Here is an 18124-nt window from a genome sequence, read left to right on the forward strand (position 1 = left end):
AGCACGCGGTGACGTTCGCGGGCGGGTTGGCGACGGAGGGCTACCGGCCGTTCGTGGCGATCTACTCGACCTTCCTGCAGCGGGCCTACGACCAGGTCGTGCACGACGTGGCGCTGCAGAACCTGCCGGTGCGGTTCTGCCTGGACCGGGCCGGGCTGGTCGGCGCCGACGGGGCGACGCATGCCGGTGCGTTCGACCTGGCCTACCTGTGCTGCCTGCCGAACATGACCGTGATGGCGGCGGCCGACGAGGCCGAGCTGGTGCACATGGTGGCGACCGCCCACGCCCATGACTCGGGCCCGATCGCGCTGCGCTACCCGCGCGGCGAGGGCGTCGGCGTCGAGCTGCCGGAGCGGGGCGAGGTTCTGGCGATCGGCAAGGGCCGGATGGTGCGCCAGGACCCGGAGGCCCGGGTGGCGATCCTGTCGCTCGGCACGCGCCTGTCCGAGGCCCTGAAGGCGGCGGACACGCTGTCCGAGCAGGGCGTGGCGGTGACGGTGGCGGATGCGCGCTTCGCCAAGCCTCTGGACGAGGCGCTGATCCTGGATCTGGCGCAGAGCCACGAGGTGCTGATCACCATCGAGGAGGGCTCGCGCGGCGGGTTCGGGGCGATGGTGCTGCACCTGCTGTCGGAGCAGGGCGCGCTGGATGCGGGCCGGGTGCGGGTGCGGACGCTGACGCTGCCGGACACCTACCAGGACCACGACAGCCCGGAGAGGATGTACGCCGAGGCCGGGCTCGACGCCGCCACCATCGTCAAGACCGCGCTCGCGACGCTGCCGGAGCGCAAGGAAGGCCGCTCGCGCCTGCGCCTGGCCTGACGGCCGGCGCAATGATGCGGGGACGCGGTCCTGCGCCTCGCTTGCCGCTCACGCGGTTCGATGACACAAGCGCGGCGCGGCGGGGTCCCCCGCCCGCGCCGGCATTCCGCAACGCTTTAGACATGTGATGGTAGAGGCCACTTCCTCCGGCCCGTCCGAGGTCGGCCCCGTGCTGATCACCGGTGCAAGCGGGTTCCTCGGTTCAGCCCTGGTCGACGTGTTCCGCCGGGCGGGCTTCCCGGTGCGCATCCTCGTGCGCGCCACGAGCCCGCGCCGGAACCTGACCTGGACCGATGTCGAGATCGCCGAAGGCGACATGCGCGATCCGGCGGCCGTGGCCGCTGCCCTGCGCGGCCAGCGCTACGTGATCCACGCCGCCGCCGATTACCGGCTCTGGGCGCCGGATATGGAAGAGATCGTCCGCACCAACCGCGACGGCACCCGCCTGATGATGCGTGCCGCCCTCGAGGCCGGCGTCGAGCGGGTGGTCTATACGTCGAGCGTCGCCACCATCAAGCCGCCGGCCGACGGGGTCACGCCCTCCGACGAGACCATGCCGCTGACCCCCGAGACCGCCATCGGCGCCTACAAGCGCAGCAAGGTCGTGGCCGAGCGCGTGGTCGAGGAGATGATCGCCCGGGACGGGTTGCAGGCGGTGATCGTCAACCCGTCGACGCCGATCGGCCCCCGGGACGTGAAGCCGACCCCCACCGGCCGGATCATCCAGGAGGCCGCGCTCGGCAAGATGCCGGCCTTCGTCGATACCGGCCTCAACCTCGCCCATGTCGACGATGTGGCCCACGGCCATCTGCTGGCGCTCCGCAAGGGCCGGATCGGCGAGCGCTACATCCTGGGCGGCGAGGACGTGTTCCTGTCGCAGATGCTCGCCGACATCGCCGGCATGGTCGGCCGCAAGCCGCCGACCGTGAACCTGCCGCGGGCCGCGGTCTACCCGGTGGCGTTCTTCGCGCAGCTCGCTGCCCGGGTCACGGGCCGCCAGCCGTTCGCCACAATCGACGGCATCCGCATGTCCCGGTACCGGATGTTCTTCTCCGACAAGAAGGCCCGCGCCGAGCTGGGCTACACCGCACGGCCCTATCGCGAAGGCCTGTCCGACGCGATCGCGTGGTTCCGCCAGGCCGGGTATCTCGGATGAGCCAGCTCGACACCGCAACCGACGCGCGCTCCGGCAAGGGCCACCGCGATGAGAACTTTCCGGTCGCCTCGCACCTGATCCATCCGCGTCACCGCGGTGCGATCCTGGCCTTCTACAACTTTGTCCGCGCCGGCGACGACGTGGCCGACCACACGGACCTGACATCCGAGCGCAAGCTCGCGCTGCTCGACCGGCTGGCCGAGGCGCTCACCGGGGCCGGCCCGTCCCATCCCGAGGCGGAGCCGCTCAAGCGTGAGCTCGCTGCCCGTGGCCTGCCGCCGCGCCACGCGCTGGAACTGCTCGACGCCTTCCGGATGGACGCGCGCAAGAACCGCACGGCCAATTGGGATGAGCTGATCCATTACTGCCGCTACTCGGCGATGCCGGTGGGGCGCTTCGTGCTCGACGTTCACGGCGAGGACCCGGCCCGGGTCTGGAAGTCCTCCGACGCGATCTGCGCGGCGCTGCAGATCATCAATCACCTTCAGGATTGCGGCAAGGATTTCACCGGCCTCGACCGGGTCTACCTCCCGCAGGATGCCCTCGACCGGCACGGCGCGAGCATCGCGATGCTGGGCGCGCCCAAGGCGAGCCCGCAACTCCGGGCGGTGATCGCCGAACTGGCGCAACGCTGCCTCGACCTCCTCGACGAGGGCGCCGTCCTGCCCGACCTGATCGATGACCTGCGGCTCTCCCTGGAGATCGCCGCGATCCACCGCCTCGCCGTGGTGCTCGCCAAAGGCCTGACCACGCGCGATCCGCTCTCGGAAAAAGTCCATCACGGCAAGGCCGCCTTCGCGCTCACCGCGCTCGGCGGCGTCGCCGCCACCCTGGCGCGCCGACCCTTCCGGGGCCGGACCGTACGGGCCGCGGCTCAGGGAATCCGCTCGTGAGCGCCACTGCCACCACCGCCCCCGCCCAGGAGGCCGCCGCCCCGGGTCAGGCGGCCGCCGGCTCGTCCTTCTACACCGCCATGCGCCTGCTCCCGAAGGAGCGGCGCGAGGCGATGTATGCCGTCTACGCCTTCTGTCGCGCCGTCGACGACGTGGCCGACGATGGCGGCACACGGGCGGTCCGGCAGGTCGAACTCGACCGCTGGCGCGCCGACATCGACGCCCTCTATGCCGGTCGTCCGGCCGCGCGGGTGCGCGACCTCGTCGAGCCGGTGCGCCGCTACGACCTCAAGCGCGCGGATTTCCAGGCGGTCATCGACGGCATGGCCATGGATGCCGTCGAGGACATCGTCGCCCCCGATGCCGAGACCCTCGATCTCTACTGCGACCGGGTCGCGAGCGCGGTCGGGCGGCTGTCGGTGCGGATCTTCGGCATGCCGGAGGCGGACGGCATCCGGCTCGCCTGGCACCAGGGCCGGGCGCTCCAGCTGACCAACATCCTCCGGGACATCGACGAGGATGCCGAGCGCGGCCGTCTCTACCTCCCCCGGGAAAAGCTGGCCGCCATCGGCCTGACCGATCCGACGCCCCTGGAGGCGATTGGCCATCCGCGGATCGGCGAGGTCTGCCTGTCGGTGGCCCGGGAGGCCGAGGATCATTACCAGGCGACCTGGGAGATCATCCGGCGCAGCCCCCGCAAGGCGACCAAGGCCGCCCGGCTGATGGCGGCGGCCTACCATCTCTACCTCAAGGCTGTGATCGCCCGCGGCTGGGCGATGCCCCGCGCCCGGGTGAAGCCCGGCAAGCTCGCACTGCTCGCCGTCGCCCTCCGCCATGGTCTGATCTGATGGGACGCATCCACGTCGTCGGTGCCGGCCTGGCCGGTCTTTCCGCGGCCGTCGCGCTCGCCGAGACCGGTGCCCAGGTGGTGCTGCACGAGGCCGCCAAGCAGGCCGGCGGACGCTGCCGCTCCTATTACGACCCGGCCCTCGGGCTGACCATCGACAACGGCAACCACCTGCTGTTGTCGGGCAATGCCGATGCCTTGGGCTTCCTCAAGACTGTGGGCGCCCCCGCCGATGCGCTCACCGGCCCCGACGAGGCGGCGTTCGACTTCGCCGACCTGAAGACCGGCGATCGCTGGTGCCTGCGCCCCAATGCCGGGCGACTGCCCTGGTGGGTGATGAGCCCGTCGCGGCGCGTCCCCGGCACCCGCGCCCGCGACTATCTGGCTCCGCTCGGAATCCTGCGTGCGGCCTCCGGCAAGCCGGAAGGCGCGGGCGGCACGATCGGCGACAGCATGGCCTGCGAGGGCGATCTCTACGCCCGGCTCTGGCACCCGGTGCTGCTGGCCGCGCTCAACACCGAGCCGCGGGACAGCGATGTCGGGCTGGCCGCCCGGATCCTGCGCGAGACCCTGGGTGCCGGCGGCAAGGCCTGTCGTCCCCTGGTGGCGGTGGAGGGCCTGTCCTACGCCTTCGTGGACCCCGCCCTGCGCTACCTGACGGCGCGCGGCTGCGAGATCCGCCTCGGCCGGCGCCTGGGCGGCCTCGATGGTGCCGACGGCCGAATCGGGCAGCTGCTGTTCTCGGATGGTCCGGAGGCGATCGGCCCCGAGGATGGAATCGTGCTCGCCCTGCCGCCCTGGGTGGCCCGGGAGGTGTTGCCCGGTCTCCTCGCCCCCGTGGAATTCCGCTCGATCGTGAACGCGCATTTCGCGATGGTCCCGAAACCCGGCAGTCCGCTGATCCTCGGCGTCGTAAACTCTCTGACAGAGTGGCTTTTCGCTTATCCGGACCGGTACTCGGTCACGATCAGCGGTGCCGATCGGCTCCTCGACGTGCCGCGGGAAGACCTCGCCCGCCAGATCTGGGGGGAGATCTCGGCTTTGTGCAATCTTGCCCCGGAACTGCCTAGCTGGCAGATCGTAAAGGAGAAGCGTGCGACCTTCGCCGCGACACCGGCTGAGGCCGCGCGTCGCTCGGGGGCCGAAACCGCCTACGAGAACCTCGTCCTGGCAGGCGATTGGACCGCCACCGGTCTGCCATCGACGATCGAGGGAGCGATCCGCTCTGGCAAGACGGCCGCGCGTGCCCTGCGTCACGGATCTTCCGTGCGTGCCGGGGTAGGCGCGCCGGTGTTAGGCGCATTGGGCGCCGCTTGAGGCATGGCGGCCGCAACGCAGCGGCCGTTCGAGGCGAGGACCATGAGAGAGGCCGTAAGCAAGGTCGAGCCGCTTCAGCGCTCGAAGACCCAGGAGATCTCGCTCGACGATGTCGAGCGCGGCGTGACGCAGGCGACGCGCTCGCTGATCAACCTGGCGCATGACGACGGGCATATCTGCTTCGAGCTCGAGGCGGATGCCACGATCCCGTCCGAGTACGTCCTGTTCCACCATTTCCGCGGCACACCGGTCGCCGAGGGCCTCGAGGCCAAGATCGGCAACTACCTGCGTCGCACCCAAGGCCGGCACGGCGGCTGGGCCCTCGTCCACGAGGGGCCGTTCGACATGAGCTGCACGGTCAAGGCGTATTTCGCCCTCAAGATGATCGGCGACGACATCGAGGCGCCGCATATGCGCCGGGCCCGCGAGGCGATCCTGTCCCGCGGCGGCGCGGCCAACGCCAACGTCTTCACGCGCTTCATGCTGGCCCTCTACGGCGAGGTGCCCTGGCGCGCCGTGCCGGTGATGCCCGTGGAAGTGATGTTCCTGCCGAAGTGGTTCCCGTTCCACCTCGACAAGATCAGCTACTGGGCCCGTACCACCGTGGTGCCGCTGTTCGTCCTCCAGGCGACCAAGCCCCGCGCCCGCAATCCGCGCGGCATCAGCGTCCAGGAGCTGTTCATCACGCCGCCCGAGAGCGTCCGGACCTGGCCGGGCTCCCCGCACGCCACCTGGCCGTGGACGCCGATCTTCGGCTTCATCGACCGGATGCTGCAGCTCGTCGAGGATCGCCTGCCGCGCAAGAGCCGCCAGCGCGCCATGGAGAAGGCCCGGGCCTGGGTCAGCGAGCGCCTGAACGGCGAGGATGGCCTGGGGGCGATCTTCCCCGCCATGGTCAATTCGGTGCTGATGTACGAGGTGATGGGCTACCGGCCCGATCACCCGCAGGTGCGGGTCGCCTGCGATGCCATTGAGAAGCTGGTGGTCCAGAAGGCCGACGAGGCCTACGTCCAGCCCTGCGTCTCGCCGGTCTGGGATACGGCGCTGGCCGCCCACGCTCTGCTGGAGGCTGGCAGCCCCGAGGCCGAGGCCCAGGCCCGCGCCGGGCTCGACTGGCTGAAGCCCCGTCAGGTGCTCGACATCGTCGGCGACTGGGCGGCGCGCAAGCCGAAGGTCCGCCCCGGCGGCTGGGCCTTCCAATACGCCAACGCGCATTACCCCGACCTCGACGACACCGCCGTGGTGGTGATGGCCATGGACCGGGCCATGCACCAGCACGGGCTGGTGGCCGGCATGCCCGACTACAAGGCTTCGATCGCCCGGGCCCGGGAATGGGTGGAGGGGCTGCAGTCCGAGGACGGCGGCTGGGCGGCGTTCGACGCCGACAACAACCACATGTACCTCAACCACATCCCGTTCTCGGACCACGGCGCGCTGCTCGATCCGCCGACCGCGGACGTGACCGCCCGGGTGGTCGGGATGCTGGCCCAGCTCGGTGAGACCCGCGAGACGTCCCGCGCGCTCGACCGCGGCGTGAACTACCTGCTGAACGACCAGGAGGAGGACGGCTCCTGGTACGGTCGCTGGGGCATGAACTTCATCTACGGCACCTGGTCGGTGCTGTGCGCGCTGAACGCTGCGGGCGTCGATTCGGCCGATCCGCGGATCCAACGCGCGGTTTCCTGGCTGATCCGGATCCAGAACCCGGATGGCGGCTGGGGCGAGGATGCCAATTCCTACAAGATCGATCCGGCCTTCGAGGCGGGCTCTTCCACGGCCTCTCAGACCGCCTGGGCGCTGCTCGCTCTGATGGCGGCCGGTGCGGTCGACGACCCGGCGGTGACCCGCGGCATCAACTTCCTGACGCGCACGCAGGGCGCGGACGGGTTCTGGAACGAGGAACGCTATACCGCGACGGGCTTCCCGCGGGTGTTCTACCTGCGGTACCATGGCTACCCGAAGTTCTTCCCGCTCTGGGCGATGGCGCGCTACCGCAACCTCAAGCGGACCAACAGCCGGCGCGTGCAGTTCGGCATGTGATGCTCATGGGACCGGCCCGCTGGGCCGGTCCCACCGGCGGCTCGCATTGTCCCACCGACCCGCGAACCCCGGTATTCCGCACGTGGCTTCCCCCGACGACGATCCCGCGACACCGGCTCCCCGGCCGTCGCGGCTCCTTGCGGAGCTCGCCGGACTGGTCCACCAGCGCGCGATGATCGCTCCCGCCGCGCCCGTCCTCGCCGTCACCGGTCTCGCCCGCGAGCGCCGCCTCGCCGCCGGGGAGGGCGTCGAAGCGGTGGGGGCCGGCGGCAACCCGCACCGCCTCCGTCAGCTCCTCGATGCGCGCCCGCAGCCCGGCTGCCGGGCGGTGATCAGCTTCGGCATTGCGGGTGGCCTCGACCCGTCCCTGAAGCCCGGCGACGTGGTGGTGGGCACCGGTATCGTCGGCGAGGAAGGCCGGCGTGCCGCCGATCTCGACCTATCTGCCACCCTCCTTAACGTCCTGTCCGGACTCGGTCCCCGGGTAATCCCGGCCGATCTGGCGGGCGTCGATACGGCCGTGCTCGGGGTCGACGGCAAGGCCGAGCTGCGCGCCCAGACCGGCGCCGCCGCCGTCGACATGGAATCCCACGTCGCGGCCGCCTTCGCAGGCCGGCATGGCCTGCCCTTCGCAGCCCTGCGGGTGATCTGCGACCCAGCCAACCAGGCGCTGCCGGCCTTCGCGGCCCAGGCCCTTACGCCGGACGGCGAGCCCGACATCGCCGCCGTGTTCTTCGCCTTCGCCCGGGGCCGGGCGCGGCTCGGCGACTTGATGCGGCTCGCCCGGGACTCCAATGCGGCTTTCGCGGCGCTGGGGAAGTGCCGGGCGCGGTTGGGGCCGGGGCTGGGGATTCCGGTACCGTCTCATCCGGTTTCCGGCTGATCGGTCCGCAATCACTCTCACCGTCATCGCGAGCGCAGCGAAGCGAAGCGACCCAGTGTGGCGCGCCGTTCACGCGCGTGGCGTGTCCCTAGGTCGGTTCGCTACGCGCGCGATGACGGTGCGGGTCCCATAGCCGAGAGACGATCACAGGCGCATCGGACAGCACGCCGCAACAAAAAACGCCGGCCTGTTCGGCCGGCGTCAGTCGGGAGGAAGCACGAGACGGCGCGAGGAGGGGAGAACCCCCCGCGCCGGGTAGAGATCGGCCTCAGCCGGCGTTCTTGCTGAGCGAGACCGCCACGAAGCGCGTCTGGCCCTTGCTGCTCTTCACCCGCATCAGCACGGCCTTGCGACCGCTCGCTTCCGCCGCCCGGATCTGCGCGGCCACGTCTGCGGGACGGGTCACGCTCTGGCCGCCGACATCAAGGATCACGTCGCCGGCCTCGATGCCCTTGGCGGCGGCCGGACCGTCCGGATCGACCTGGACCACGGCAACCCCCTGCTCGGACAGACCGACATCGGCGGCCGGGGCGAGGTTCAGGCCGAGCCGCGGCTGACCGTTGCCCGAATCATCCTCGCGGGTGGCGACCTTGGTGCCGTCGGTGGGCATGGCGCCGAGCGTCACCGTCGCGGTATCGGCTTTGCCGCCGCGCAGGTAGCTCAGCTCGACCTTGGCGCCGGGCTTCATGCCGGCGATGCGGCGCGAGAGCTCGCGGGCGCTGTCGACCGTATCGCCGTTGACCTTCTCGATCACGTCGCCGGCCTTCAGGCCGGCCTTGGCCGCCGGGGTCCCGCTTTCGGCATGATCGACCAGGGCGCCCTTCGCCTTGTCGAGGCCCAGGCCGTCGGCGATGTCCTGCGTCACCGGCTGGATCTGCACGCCGAGGTAGCCGCGGGCGACCTTGCCGTCCGTGCGGAGCTGATCGACCACCGCCTGGACGGTCTCGGCCGGGATCGCGAAGGCCAGACCGACGCTGCCGCCGGACGGGGACGCGATGGCGGTGTTCACACCGACCACCTCGCCGTTGACGTTGAAGGTCGGGCCGCCGGAATTGCCCTTGTTGATCGGGGCGTCGATCTGCAGGAAGTCGTCGTAGGGGCCGGCACCGATGTCGCGGCCGCGGGCCGAGACGATGCCGGCGGTAACGGTGCCGCCGAGGCCGAACGGGTTGCCGATCGCCACCACCCAGTCGCCGACCTGCGGGGCGGTCTTGCCGAACTGGACGTAGGGGAAGTTCGAGCCCTCGTTGATCTTCAGGAGCGCAACGTCGGTCTTGGCATCCTTGCCGATCACCTTCGCGTCGAGGGTCCGGCCATCGTCCAGAGTCACCTGCACGGTCTTGGCGTGATCGACCACGTGATTGTTGGTCACCACGTAGCCATCGGCCGAGATGATGAAGCCGGAGCCGACCGCGCCGCGTGAGCCCTGGCGCTGCTGCGGCTGGCCGCCGCCCGGGCCGTTCTGGCCGAAGCGGCGGAAGAACTCGCGCAGCTGCGGCGGCACGTTCTGGAGGTTCTGGCCCTGGCCGGAGCCCTGGCCTGGACCGTCCTCGTCGTCGCTGCTCGCCGAATCATCGAGCTTGACCTTCACCGAGACGACGCCCGGCTTCACCTTGTTGACGATGCCGGCGAACGAGCCCGGGGGATGCTCGGGAGCCTCGATCGGGGTCTTCGGCAGGGCCTGGGCGTAGGCCGGCGTGACGGAGGGCAGGGTGGTGCCAAGGGCACCGCCGACGATCAGCGCCGCGCCGGCCAGGAAGGCGAGGGCGCGGCGCGAGGTGCGGCCGGAGATCGGGGTCTGGGGGCTGGTCTCGGTCATGGGGATCGCAACCTCTTGCAAGGGATCGGGACGACGCCGGGGACGCGGCGGTCGATGCGATTGGTCTAGAGGGCAGCGCCTGACCTCGGCGTGGCGGTCGAATTACGGTTTGGACATGTGGGCCGATTCGGGGGCGAGGCGGCCATGGTCGGCCCCCGGCCGGCGACCGGGCAATGCCGAGTCGCGAGGGTGACTCCGGCGAAATCCCTCGCTTGTGCCACCTGTCACCGGCGTGCTCGGGCGGTGGCGCTACACTCCGATCGTTCCCGGCAGGCGGCCATAACGTTTGGCTCTGCAGGCTGGCGTCGCGTGAGATGCGTGAGGATTGGGCGATGAAGACGGTATTTGCGGTGATCCTGCTCTTGGGGTCGGTCACCGGCGCTATGGCAGCCGATCGGTACTCGGATTATCGGAACTATTTCGACGCAAAGCCCGCTGTCGGCGATCGGACCAAGCTGAAGCCCCCGAAGACCAAGTCCCATTCCATCGAGGACGTCGATACAAGGCGCTACGAGGACTGCACTGCCCCCGGAAACCCGGCCAACTTGAAGCCCGGCTATCGGAACCGGGCCGGGATCTACGTGCCGCCCGACTATTCCACCCACCCGCGCGGCCCGACGGGCGACGGTTTCGGCAGCTCGAGCAGCGATTCGTATGGCAGCGCGAGCGCGCCCAACCCGTTCGTGGGTCCCCTCGGCACCCGTCGCTGAAACCGAGGAAAAGCGCTCGTATCGATGGCTTCAGTGGAGCACTTGGTGGGATAACCCAAGCCGATCGCTTACGGCAGCCAAGCGTCGGTCACGTGTCCAGACCCTGGAGCCCGGCATGAGTTTGGCCGGAGTAAGCAGATGCGCGTCGACGTAGCCGATGCCAAGTCCGTCTAGTGCGTGTTTTGTCATTAGACGCATGACCTCACTGGGTCCTGTCACCTGAGCTGACGGCATTCTTTCAAGCAAGGCCTTGAGATTCGAGCGATCTTGCAGGCTTCCCAGGGCGCGTTCGGAGCTATTCCCGATCAGGTGGCGACCGAGAATAGCTCACGATACCCGATGAAATGGGTTTTTACCGAACCGTTCCTCCCGTCAGCCGTAAGCGATCAATCCCCGCTCAGCCGCGCCAGCGCTTCCTCGATCTTCACCAGCCGCGCCGCCTCGGCCTCCCGGCGCTCGCGATTCTCCTCGATGATCTCCTCGGGCGCGCGGGCGACGAAATCGGCGTTGCCGAGCTTAGCGTCGATCTTCTTGATCTCGCCCTGCGCCTTGCCCTGCTCCTTCTTCAGGCGGGCGACCTCGGCGGCGAGATCGACGATGCCTTCGAGCGGCAGCGCCGCGACGCTGCCCCGCACGAGGAGCTGCACCGAGTTCTTCGGAGGCGTCTCGGTAAACGTGATCTCGGAGAGCCGGGCCAGGCGCAGCAGCGTGTCCCGCCAGGCTTCGACCCGGGTGCGGACCTCCGGGGACGCCCCGACCATCACCAGCGGAATCTGCGCCGCAGCCGGGACGCTGGTCTCGGAGCGGGCCGAGCGAACCTGACTGACGAGATCGACGACGAAGCCCACCTCGGCCTCGGCGCCGGCATCCGCGAGCCCGGCCAGATCCGGCCATGCGGCCAGCGCCAGGAGGCCACGCTCGGGCATCGCCGCGCCCTTGATCGCCCAGAGTTCCTCGGTGAGGAACGGCATGAACGGATGCAGCAGCTTGGCGACCTGATCGATCAGGAACGCGACCGTCGCCTGGGTCTCGGCGCGGACGGCCGGATCAACGCCCTCGCCCTGCAGCACGGGCTTGGCCAATTCGAGGTACCAATCGCAGACGATATTCCAGACGAAGCGGTAGGCGGCGCCTGCCGCATCGTTGAACCGATAGGCTTCGAGAGCCGCCGTCACCTCGTCCACGGCGCGGGCAGCCTCGGTCAGCGCCCAGCGGTTGATCGCCCCGGTGATCGCCCGCGGATCGTAGGCGGGGTCGAGCTGGCAGCCGTTCAGCTCGGCGAAGCGGGCGGCGTTCCAGAGCTTGGTCGTGAAGTTGCGGTAGCCCTGAACCCGGTCGGCGGACAGCTTGATGTCACGGCCCTGGACGGCGAGCGCGCACAGGGTGAAGCGCAGGGCGTCGGCCCCGACCTGCTCGATCAGCTCAAGGGGATCGACGACGTTGCCCTTCGACTTCGACATCTTGGCGCCGGAGGCGTCGCGCACCAGCGTGTGCAGGTAGACCGTTTCGAACGGTGCCCGGTCGGTGAGGTGCAGGCCCATCATCATCATCCGGGCGACCCAGAAGAACAGGATGTCCTTGCCGGTTACCAGGGCGTTGGTCGGGTAGTAACGGGCCAATTCCGGGGTCGAGTCCGGCCAGCCCAGGGTCGAGAACGGCCAGAGCGCGGAGGAGAACCACGTATCGAGGACGTCCTCGTCCCGGGTCAGCGCCACCGGGTGCCCGTGCGTCGCTTCGGCCAGGGCCAGGGCCTCGGCCTCGCTCTCGGCCACGAAGATCCCGCCCTCGGAATCGTACCAGACCGGGATCTGGTGGCCCCACCAAAGCTGGCGCGAGATGCACCAGGGCTCGATGTTGGTGAGCCACTGGAAGAAGATCTTCTCGTAGTTCTCGGGCACGAACTTCGTCTGGCCGTCGCGCACGGCCTGGAGCGCGCGTTCCGCGAGCGGCTTGACGTTCACGTACCATTGGTCGGTGAGATACGGCTCGATGACCACGCCCGAGCGATCGCCGTGCGGGACCGCATGGGTATTCGGCTCGATGGTGCGCAGGCGCCCGCGCGCTTCCATCAGGGCGACGACCGCCTTGCGCGCCGCCGCCCGGTCGAGTCCGTGCAGCGCCAGGGCCTCGGGCTCGGGCACCGTATCGGCCAGGAACGCGGCGTTGCCGTCGAGCAGCATCCGGCCCTCGGGATCGAGGATGTTGATCACCCCGAGATTGCGTCGCCGGCCGACATCGAAGTCGTTGAAATCGTGCGCCGGCGTGATCTTGACCGCACCCGTGCCCTTCTCGGGGTCCGAATACGCGTCGGCGACGATCGGGATCAGGCGGCCGACCAGGGGCAGGCGGACCTGCTTGCCGACGAGCGCCGTGTAGCGCTCGTCCTCGGGATGGACCGCGATGCCGGTATCGCCCAGCATCGTCTCGGGCCGGGTGGTGGCGACCGTGATGATCTCGCCGGTCTCGGCGCCGGTCTCATCGACCACCGGGTAGTCGAAGTGCCAGAGATGGCCCTTGGTCTCGATCTGCTGGACCTCGAGGTCCGAGATCGCGGTCTGGAACTTCGGGTCCCAGTTCACCAGCCGCTTGTCGCGGTAGATCAGGCCCTGGCGGTGCAGGTCCACGAAGGTCTTGAGCACCGCGCGGCTCAGGCCCTCGTCCATGGTGAAACGCTCCCGCGACCAGTCGCAAGAGGCGCCGAGGCGCTTGAGCTGGTTGACGATGGCGCCGCCGGATTCCGCCTTCCAGGCCCAGACCTTCTCGACGAAGGCCGCCCGGCCGATCGCCCGGCGGCCGGGCTCCTGGCGCTCCATCATGCGGCGCTCGACCACCATCTGGGTGGCGATGCCGGCGTGATCCGTGCCGGGCTGCCAGAGCACGTCCTTGCCGCGCATGCGCTCGAAGCGGCAGAGCACGTCCTGCAGCGTGTTGTTGAGGGCGTGGCCCATATGCAGCGAGCCCGTCACGTTCGGCGGCGGGATCACGATGCAGTAGGGCGTGGCGCCGGCGCGCTCGGGCCGGCCGGCCCGGAATGCGTCCGCCTCAACCCAGGCGGCGGAGATCCGCGCCTCGACGGAGGCGGGCTCGAAGGTCTTGTCCATCATCGCGTGTATGGGCCGAAGGCTTGTCCAACAGGGTTGGACCCGCTTTCGACCGTCGGGCCGCGTCCGTCAACACATGCCCGGCAGCGGGCAGGCCCCGGACGGAGGGGCGGTCGGCTCAGCGGCCGCGCGAGACCCGCTCGATCTCGGCGCGCACCAGCCGCTCGACGACGGCCGGCAGGTTGTCGTCGAGCCAGGACTTGAGCATCGGCCGGAGCATCTCCTTGACCAGATCCTCGAGGGTGCGGGCGTTCTGCGTCAGCACCGTGTGGGCCAGCAGGTTGAAGGCGCCGTTGACGGTGGCATCGGTGGCCGGCGAGACCAGAGCCTCGGATTCCGGCTCCGGTCGCGGTGCCTGGAACATCGGCTGGGGCTGCGGCGGCGGGCTCGGACGCGCGGGCGGGGGCGCCGGCTCGGGCTCCGGTTCGGCGATCGCCTCATCCTCGAAATCGATCGCGTCGAAGTCGAGCGGGGCGGGCGTCGGCTCCGGCGGCGGGACGGCGCGAGGCCGCATCACCGGCTCGGCGACCTCGGCGAGGTCGAGCACGTCGTCGGGCTCGGGCGCGGAGGCGGTCTCGGCGGGCTTGGCCGCCTGATCGTCGGCGATGATCCGCCGGATCGAGGCGAGAATCTCTTCCATCGAAGGCTCATGCGCCTTCTCGGCAGCCTTGTCCTGGAATTTCGAGTCCGGGATCTTGGGGCTCGCTGCACTCATCAACAGGCGCGCTCAGGCATGGGATATTGGGAAGATGACCCGATCGGGCCGCTCGTCAAACAGTATTCCATGCCAATTCGTCGCGGCAAGCGCGCCTGCACCACACTCCCCGTGGAAAAGACCTCAGCGCCCGTCCGGGGTGCGCAGGCCGAACCACAGATCCTTGACCTGATCGTAGTGGATCTTGGCGCTGTAGTACTCCACCGGCAACGCGGTGAAGCGGGCGGTGAGCTGCCCGATCGACTGGACCACGCCGTAGGAGAAGATCACCCGGTCGCGCTGGGCCAGGATCAGGTTCACCCGCGAGTTCAGCAGTTCCTGCTGCGCGTTGAGCACGTCGAGGGTGGTGCGCTGGCCGACCCGGGCCTCCTCACGCACGCCGTTGAGCGCCACCTCGTTGGCCTGGACCTGGGCCTGGGCGGCGATGACCTGGGCCTTGGCGGCCTCCAGCCGGCCCCAGAAATCGACGATCTGCGCCCGGACCTGGTCGCGGACCTGATCGACCTGGATGCGGTACTGGCCGACCGTCTCCTTGGCCTGCCGGATCTGCGCGTAGGTCTGGCCGCCCTCGTAGATCGGGATGTTGAGCCGGCCGCCCACGAAGCCGACGAAGAAACTCGTGTTCGGTCCGTTCTGATCGTAGAACTGGCTGAGGGAGCCCTGCAGGCTGACCTGCGGGGCCAGCTGACCTTCGAGGACCCTGACCTGCGCTTCCGCCGCATCGACGGCGTGGATCGCCGAGACGACCTGCGGATGCTCGCGGAGACCGATGCCGATCGCCGCGTCGAGGCTCGCCGGGACGTACCGGTCCAGCGGCCGTCCCGGCGCGAGCTGGCGGGGCTCCACGCCGATGTTCTGGCGGTAGACGCCGATGCTCGTGCGCAGGTTCGATTCGGCGGTGCTGACCTGCGAGCGCGCGCCGGCCGGGCGCGCCTCGGCCTGGGCAACGTCCGTGCGGGTCACCTCGCCGACATTGAAGCGGTCCCGGGTCTGCCGGAGCTGCTCCTCGAGAACCTCGACATTATTCCGGTTGAGCTCGAGCGTGGCCGTGTTGCTGAGCACGTTCATGTACGCCTGGACGGCGTTGTAGAGGACCGTGAGCTCGGTGAAGCGCAGGGTCTCCCGCTGGCTGAAGACGGTCGATTCGGCCCGGCGGACGTTGTTGTCGGTCTGGAACCCGTTGAAGAGCGTCTGCGAGACGGTCAAGCTGGCGGTGCTCGGCAGGTAGGTGGTGCGCACCGTCCGATTCGACGTCACCGCCGTGGTCGCCACGTCGGTCGGCCCAGTCCCGGTGCCGCCTTGGCTGGCGGACGTTCCGGACGTGAGGCCGGACGTGGTGCTCGTGGTCCCGATCCCCGTGGTGGCCCCGAGACCGGAGCCGACGCCCGTGCTTCCGCTCAGGCTCGAGCTTCCGGCGGTCGTTCCAGAGAGCGCCGTTCCGGTGGTTCCGCCGGTCGCAGTGGTGGCTCCGGTGCTGGATCCGCCACCGACGCCGGCCGCCAGACTGCCACGCGATTGCAGGTACTGCACGCCGATCGACGCCGCGACATTGACCTGCGGACGGTAGCCCGCCTGGGCGATCGCGACGTTCTCGTCGATGGCACGGACGCCGGCCCGGCCGGCATTCAGGGTCGGATTGCCCTGGTAGGCTTTCGCGAGTGCGCTTTCCAAAGTCTCGGCAAGAGAAGGATTGGTCGCCAAGAGTGCAAGTCCGGACGCTATTCCGAAGACTCGGAGAGCGGGGCAACTCGCTGGTGGACGTATTGTCACGATTAACAAGCCCTTGCGGTCTCTTAACGGTCCGGATGTCCGCCACGAAAACGGCCAAGGTACGGCGTTACGCAGGGATCCGATTCAAGCCCGCCCCACCGTTACGCTTAGCGCAAATCCGCCCGTTTGGCTCGGGCTTGCCCGGCTTCGGCGTCGGAATGTGCCGCGTTGGGGCATTAAGGTGACACATGACGCCGCAACGGCGCTGACGCTGCCGGGCCCGCCGATGCGGGGCCCGGAAAGGGCGATTTCGTCCATGGTTCGAACGGGTTGATGCCACACGGATGCGCCGCGGCGTTCGTGCGGGACACTTGGTACTCGGGCCGTGTCCCTGCGCTCGGCGCAATGGTGGGCCCTGCAGCCGTGAGCCGGCGGGGGCGACGTGCTGGACGTGGCCGGTCGGCTCAATACCGATCCTCGGCTGCGACTCCCGCGCCGGGATCCGATCGCGTGACGTCGTCGGGGGCAGGGGCCGGCTCGCGCGGGGCGCGCGCCGGGCGCGGTTGGGCGACCGAACCGGTCAGGGCCGGTGACGGCCTGGGCTGGGCGGCGACGCCCGGCAGCGCCGCCGCCTTGCCGGCTGGGCCGGGCATGCCTTGCGGACCCCGAGGACCTGGCGGTCCGCCAGGTCGGGCGCTGCCGACTGGACCCGCGGGCCCCGGCACGCCGCGTTCGCCCGGTGCACCGTCGGAACCGTCGACGCCCGGAGGGCCGGGCGGCCCCATCGCGCCCTGCGGCCCAGGCTCGCCCCGGGATCCGGCCTCGCCGCGTGGGCCGGGCGGCCCCGGGAGACCGGGGCCCTGCTGGCCGCAATCACCCACGACGATGCTGCGCGCCTGTTTCGGTGTCCGCAGCGTCGCGATGCAGGTCGCCGGATGATAGACTATGTGAAACTCGAAATAACCCCGGCTGTCCGTCCGCTGGGGGAACTGTCCGTCGAGGGTGATGTCGGTATCCGGCTCGCCGGCATTGCCCAGGACCCAGAGGTCGCCGGCGGTGATCTTCGCAGCCTCGATGCGCATCTCGGCTCTCGCCGGAACGATGCCTAGGATCGCCGCAGCGAATATTTGCAATCCTATGCCTTGTCGCCGCGATAGACACATAGCCGGATCCACAATTTCTTATCGGCACGATGCCACTCATTCTACGAATCGCAACAACGTGCGAAAAGTTTGATGTGAAAAGCGGCCATTTAGCCGAATGCAGGCTCGAAATCGGTATTCGCATGGCCGGTATGCGTAATTCGCGATTTGAGCGATCGGGTCGATGAAGACACGCATCGTCGGCGTGAAGCGCCGGTCGACGTGGGCCTGAGCCGGGCCATGGAACGCGGAGGGACTTGCAGGGCGGGATCAGCGTGGCTGCCCGCTCGCCGCCTCGGGCATCGGGCCTCGCGCTCCGGGGGATCGCGAACGCCACGAGAGGTCCGGGCGCCGTTCGCTCGGGCGACCGATTTTCCGATGCAACGGTTTCCGGGGGTCGTTCGTTTTGGGGGCGGCAGTGCTGCAGCAGCACGGGGCGACTCGCCGAGCGCGATCGCCTGTCCGATGGCGCTCGGGCGGTGCATCTGTGCGGTGCACAATCGCATGCCATGTAAGTTGTTGTTGCGGCCGTTGTTTCGGCCGGACTGCGCCAGTGATTCAGTATCAACTACTGAACGTAAGGTTTGCCTCGCAATCTTGCGCAAGGCTGCTTAATCCCAATCCGAGCTGCAGTTTTTTACAAAACTAACCTGTTTATGCGGCGTAAATAAAATATCCTGCGGCTTGCCAGCCCTATTTCCTGCCTTTATAAGCCCCGTCGTAACTAATCATTAACCACCCGCCATTGGCCTCAACCGAGGATCTGAGACCATGCAGGGTCATGCCGAATCCACCACGTCCACGGGCGCTTCTGCGCCGCACCATAGGGTTGAGATGTCCGATGTGGCCGATCAGATTGCCGGTCAGGTGAGCGGGGTGGCGGAGGCGATGCTGCCGGAGACGCCGTTTGTCGCGCGGGGGCTGCGGCTCGACTGGGCGGCCAAGCGCGGTCTCGACATCGGGGTGGCTT

13 protein-coding genes and 1 pseudogene are annotated in these 18124 nt (G+C 69.2%); 9 read left to right on the plus strand and 5 right to left on the minus strand.

Annotated elements, in window-relative coordinates:
- The 7 genes from AO398_RS23820 to AO398_RS23850 form a co-directional block, all read left to right on the plus strand.
- Positions 1 to 821: transketolase C-terminal domain-containing protein (locus AO398_RS23820; RefSeq protein ID WP_280139150.1), on the plus strand; the 821-nt coding region annotated here is incomplete at its 5' end.
- A 127-nt stretch (positions 822 to 948) separates the two neighbouring features.
- Positions 949 to 1977, plus strand: a complete 1029-nt coding sequence (gene hpnA / locus AO398_RS23825; RefSeq protein WP_058194657.1) for a hopanoid-associated sugar epimerase — start codon at positions 949 to 951, stop codon at positions 1975 to 1977.
- Positions 1974 to 2870, plus strand: a complete 897-nt coding sequence (gene hpnC / locus AO398_RS23830; RefSeq protein ID WP_058194658.1) for a squalene synthase HpnC — start codon at positions 1974 to 1976, stop codon at positions 2868 to 2870. Before hpnA ends, hpnC begins: the two co-directional genes overlap by 4 nt.
- Positions 2867 to 3718, plus strand: coding sequence for a presqualene diphosphate synthase HpnD (gene hpnD, locus AO398_RS23835; RefSeq protein WP_058194659.1), 852 nt, complete (start codon positions 2867 to 2869; stop codon positions 3716 to 3718). The genes hpnC and hpnD overlap by 4 nt, the downstream gene beginning before the upstream one ends.
- Positions 3718 to 5034: a hydroxysqualene dehydroxylase HpnE gene (hpnE, locus tag AO398_RS23840; protein ID WP_082643427.1), complete on the plus strand. Its 1317-nt coding sequence runs from the start codon at positions 3718 to 3720 to the stop codon at positions 5032 to 5034. The genes hpnD and hpnE overlap by 1 nt, the downstream gene beginning before the upstream one ends.
- A 42-nt stretch (positions 5035 to 5076) precedes the next feature.
- Complete coding sequence (gene shc / locus AO398_RS23845; RefSeq protein WP_058194667.1) at positions 5077 to 7074, plus strand: squalene--hopene cyclase; 1998 nt, start codon at positions 5077 to 5079, stop codon at positions 7072 to 7074.
- Positions 7075 to 7246: 172 nt separating this feature from the next.
- Positions 7247 to 7957, plus strand: a complete 711-nt coding sequence (locus tag AO398_RS23850) for a phosphorylase (RefSeq protein WP_058194661.1) — start codon at positions 7247 to 7249, stop codon at positions 7955 to 7957.
- Positions 7958 to 8225: 268 nt separating this feature from the next.
- On the opposite strand, the gene AO398_RS23855 is transcribed toward AO398_RS23850, so the two are convergent.
- Positions 8226 to 9776 carry a Do family serine endopeptidase gene (locus AO398_RS23855; protein ID WP_058194662.1) on the minus strand — a complete coding sequence of 517 codons (1551 nt, stop codon included), beginning with the start codon at positions 9774 to 9776 and terminating at the stop codon, positions 8226 to 8228.
- A 332-nt stretch (positions 9777 to 10108) separates the two neighbouring features.
- On the opposite strand from AO398_RS23855, the gene AO398_RS23860 reads away from it, so the two are divergent.
- Complete coding sequence (locus tag AO398_RS23860; RefSeq protein WP_058194663.1) at positions 10109 to 10486, plus strand: hypothetical protein; 378 nt, start codon at positions 10109 to 10111, stop codon at positions 10484 to 10486.
- 386 nt (positions 10487 to 10872) lie between these two features.
- Here the strand turns inward: AO398_RS23860 and AO398_RS23865 are convergent, their stop codons facing one another.
- From AO398_RS23865 to AO398_RS29755, 4 genes are all read right to left on the minus strand, one after another.
- On the minus strand, positions 10873 to 13590 hold the full coding sequence (locus tag AO398_RS23865) for a valine--tRNA ligase (protein WP_058194664.1): 2718 nt from the start codon (positions 13588 to 13590) through the stop codon (positions 10873 to 10875).
- A gap of 115 nt (positions 13591 to 13705) precedes the next feature.
- Entirely contained in the window at positions 13706 to 14302 is a 597-nt protein-coding gene (locus tag AO398_RS23870) for a DUF2497 domain-containing protein (RefSeq protein WP_244498876.1), read from the minus strand.
- A gap of 123 nt (positions 14303 to 14425) precedes the next feature.
- Complete coding sequence (locus AO398_RS23875) at positions 14426 to 16072, minus strand: TolC family outer membrane protein (RefSeq protein ID WP_058194665.1); 1647 nt, start codon at positions 16070 to 16072, stop codon at positions 14426 to 14428.
- A gap of 404 nt (positions 16073 to 16476) precedes the next feature.
- Positions 16477 to 17094 carry a collagen-like protein gene (locus tag AO398_RS29755; protein ID WP_280139151.1) on the minus strand — a complete coding sequence of 206 codons (618 nt, stop codon included), beginning with the start codon at positions 17092 to 17094 and terminating at the stop codon, positions 16477 to 16479.
- 831 nt (positions 17095 to 17925) lie between these two features.
- Here AO398_RS29755 and AO398_RS29225 point away from each other — a divergent pair.
- Positions 17926 to 18124: pseudogene (locus AO398_RS29225) on the plus strand (sugar transferase); the annotation flags it as partial.

The organism is Methylobacterium sp. GXS13, assembly GCF_001455965.1.
GTDB lineage: Bacteria > Pseudomonadota > Alphaproteobacteria > Rhizobiales > Beijerinckiaceae > Methylobacterium.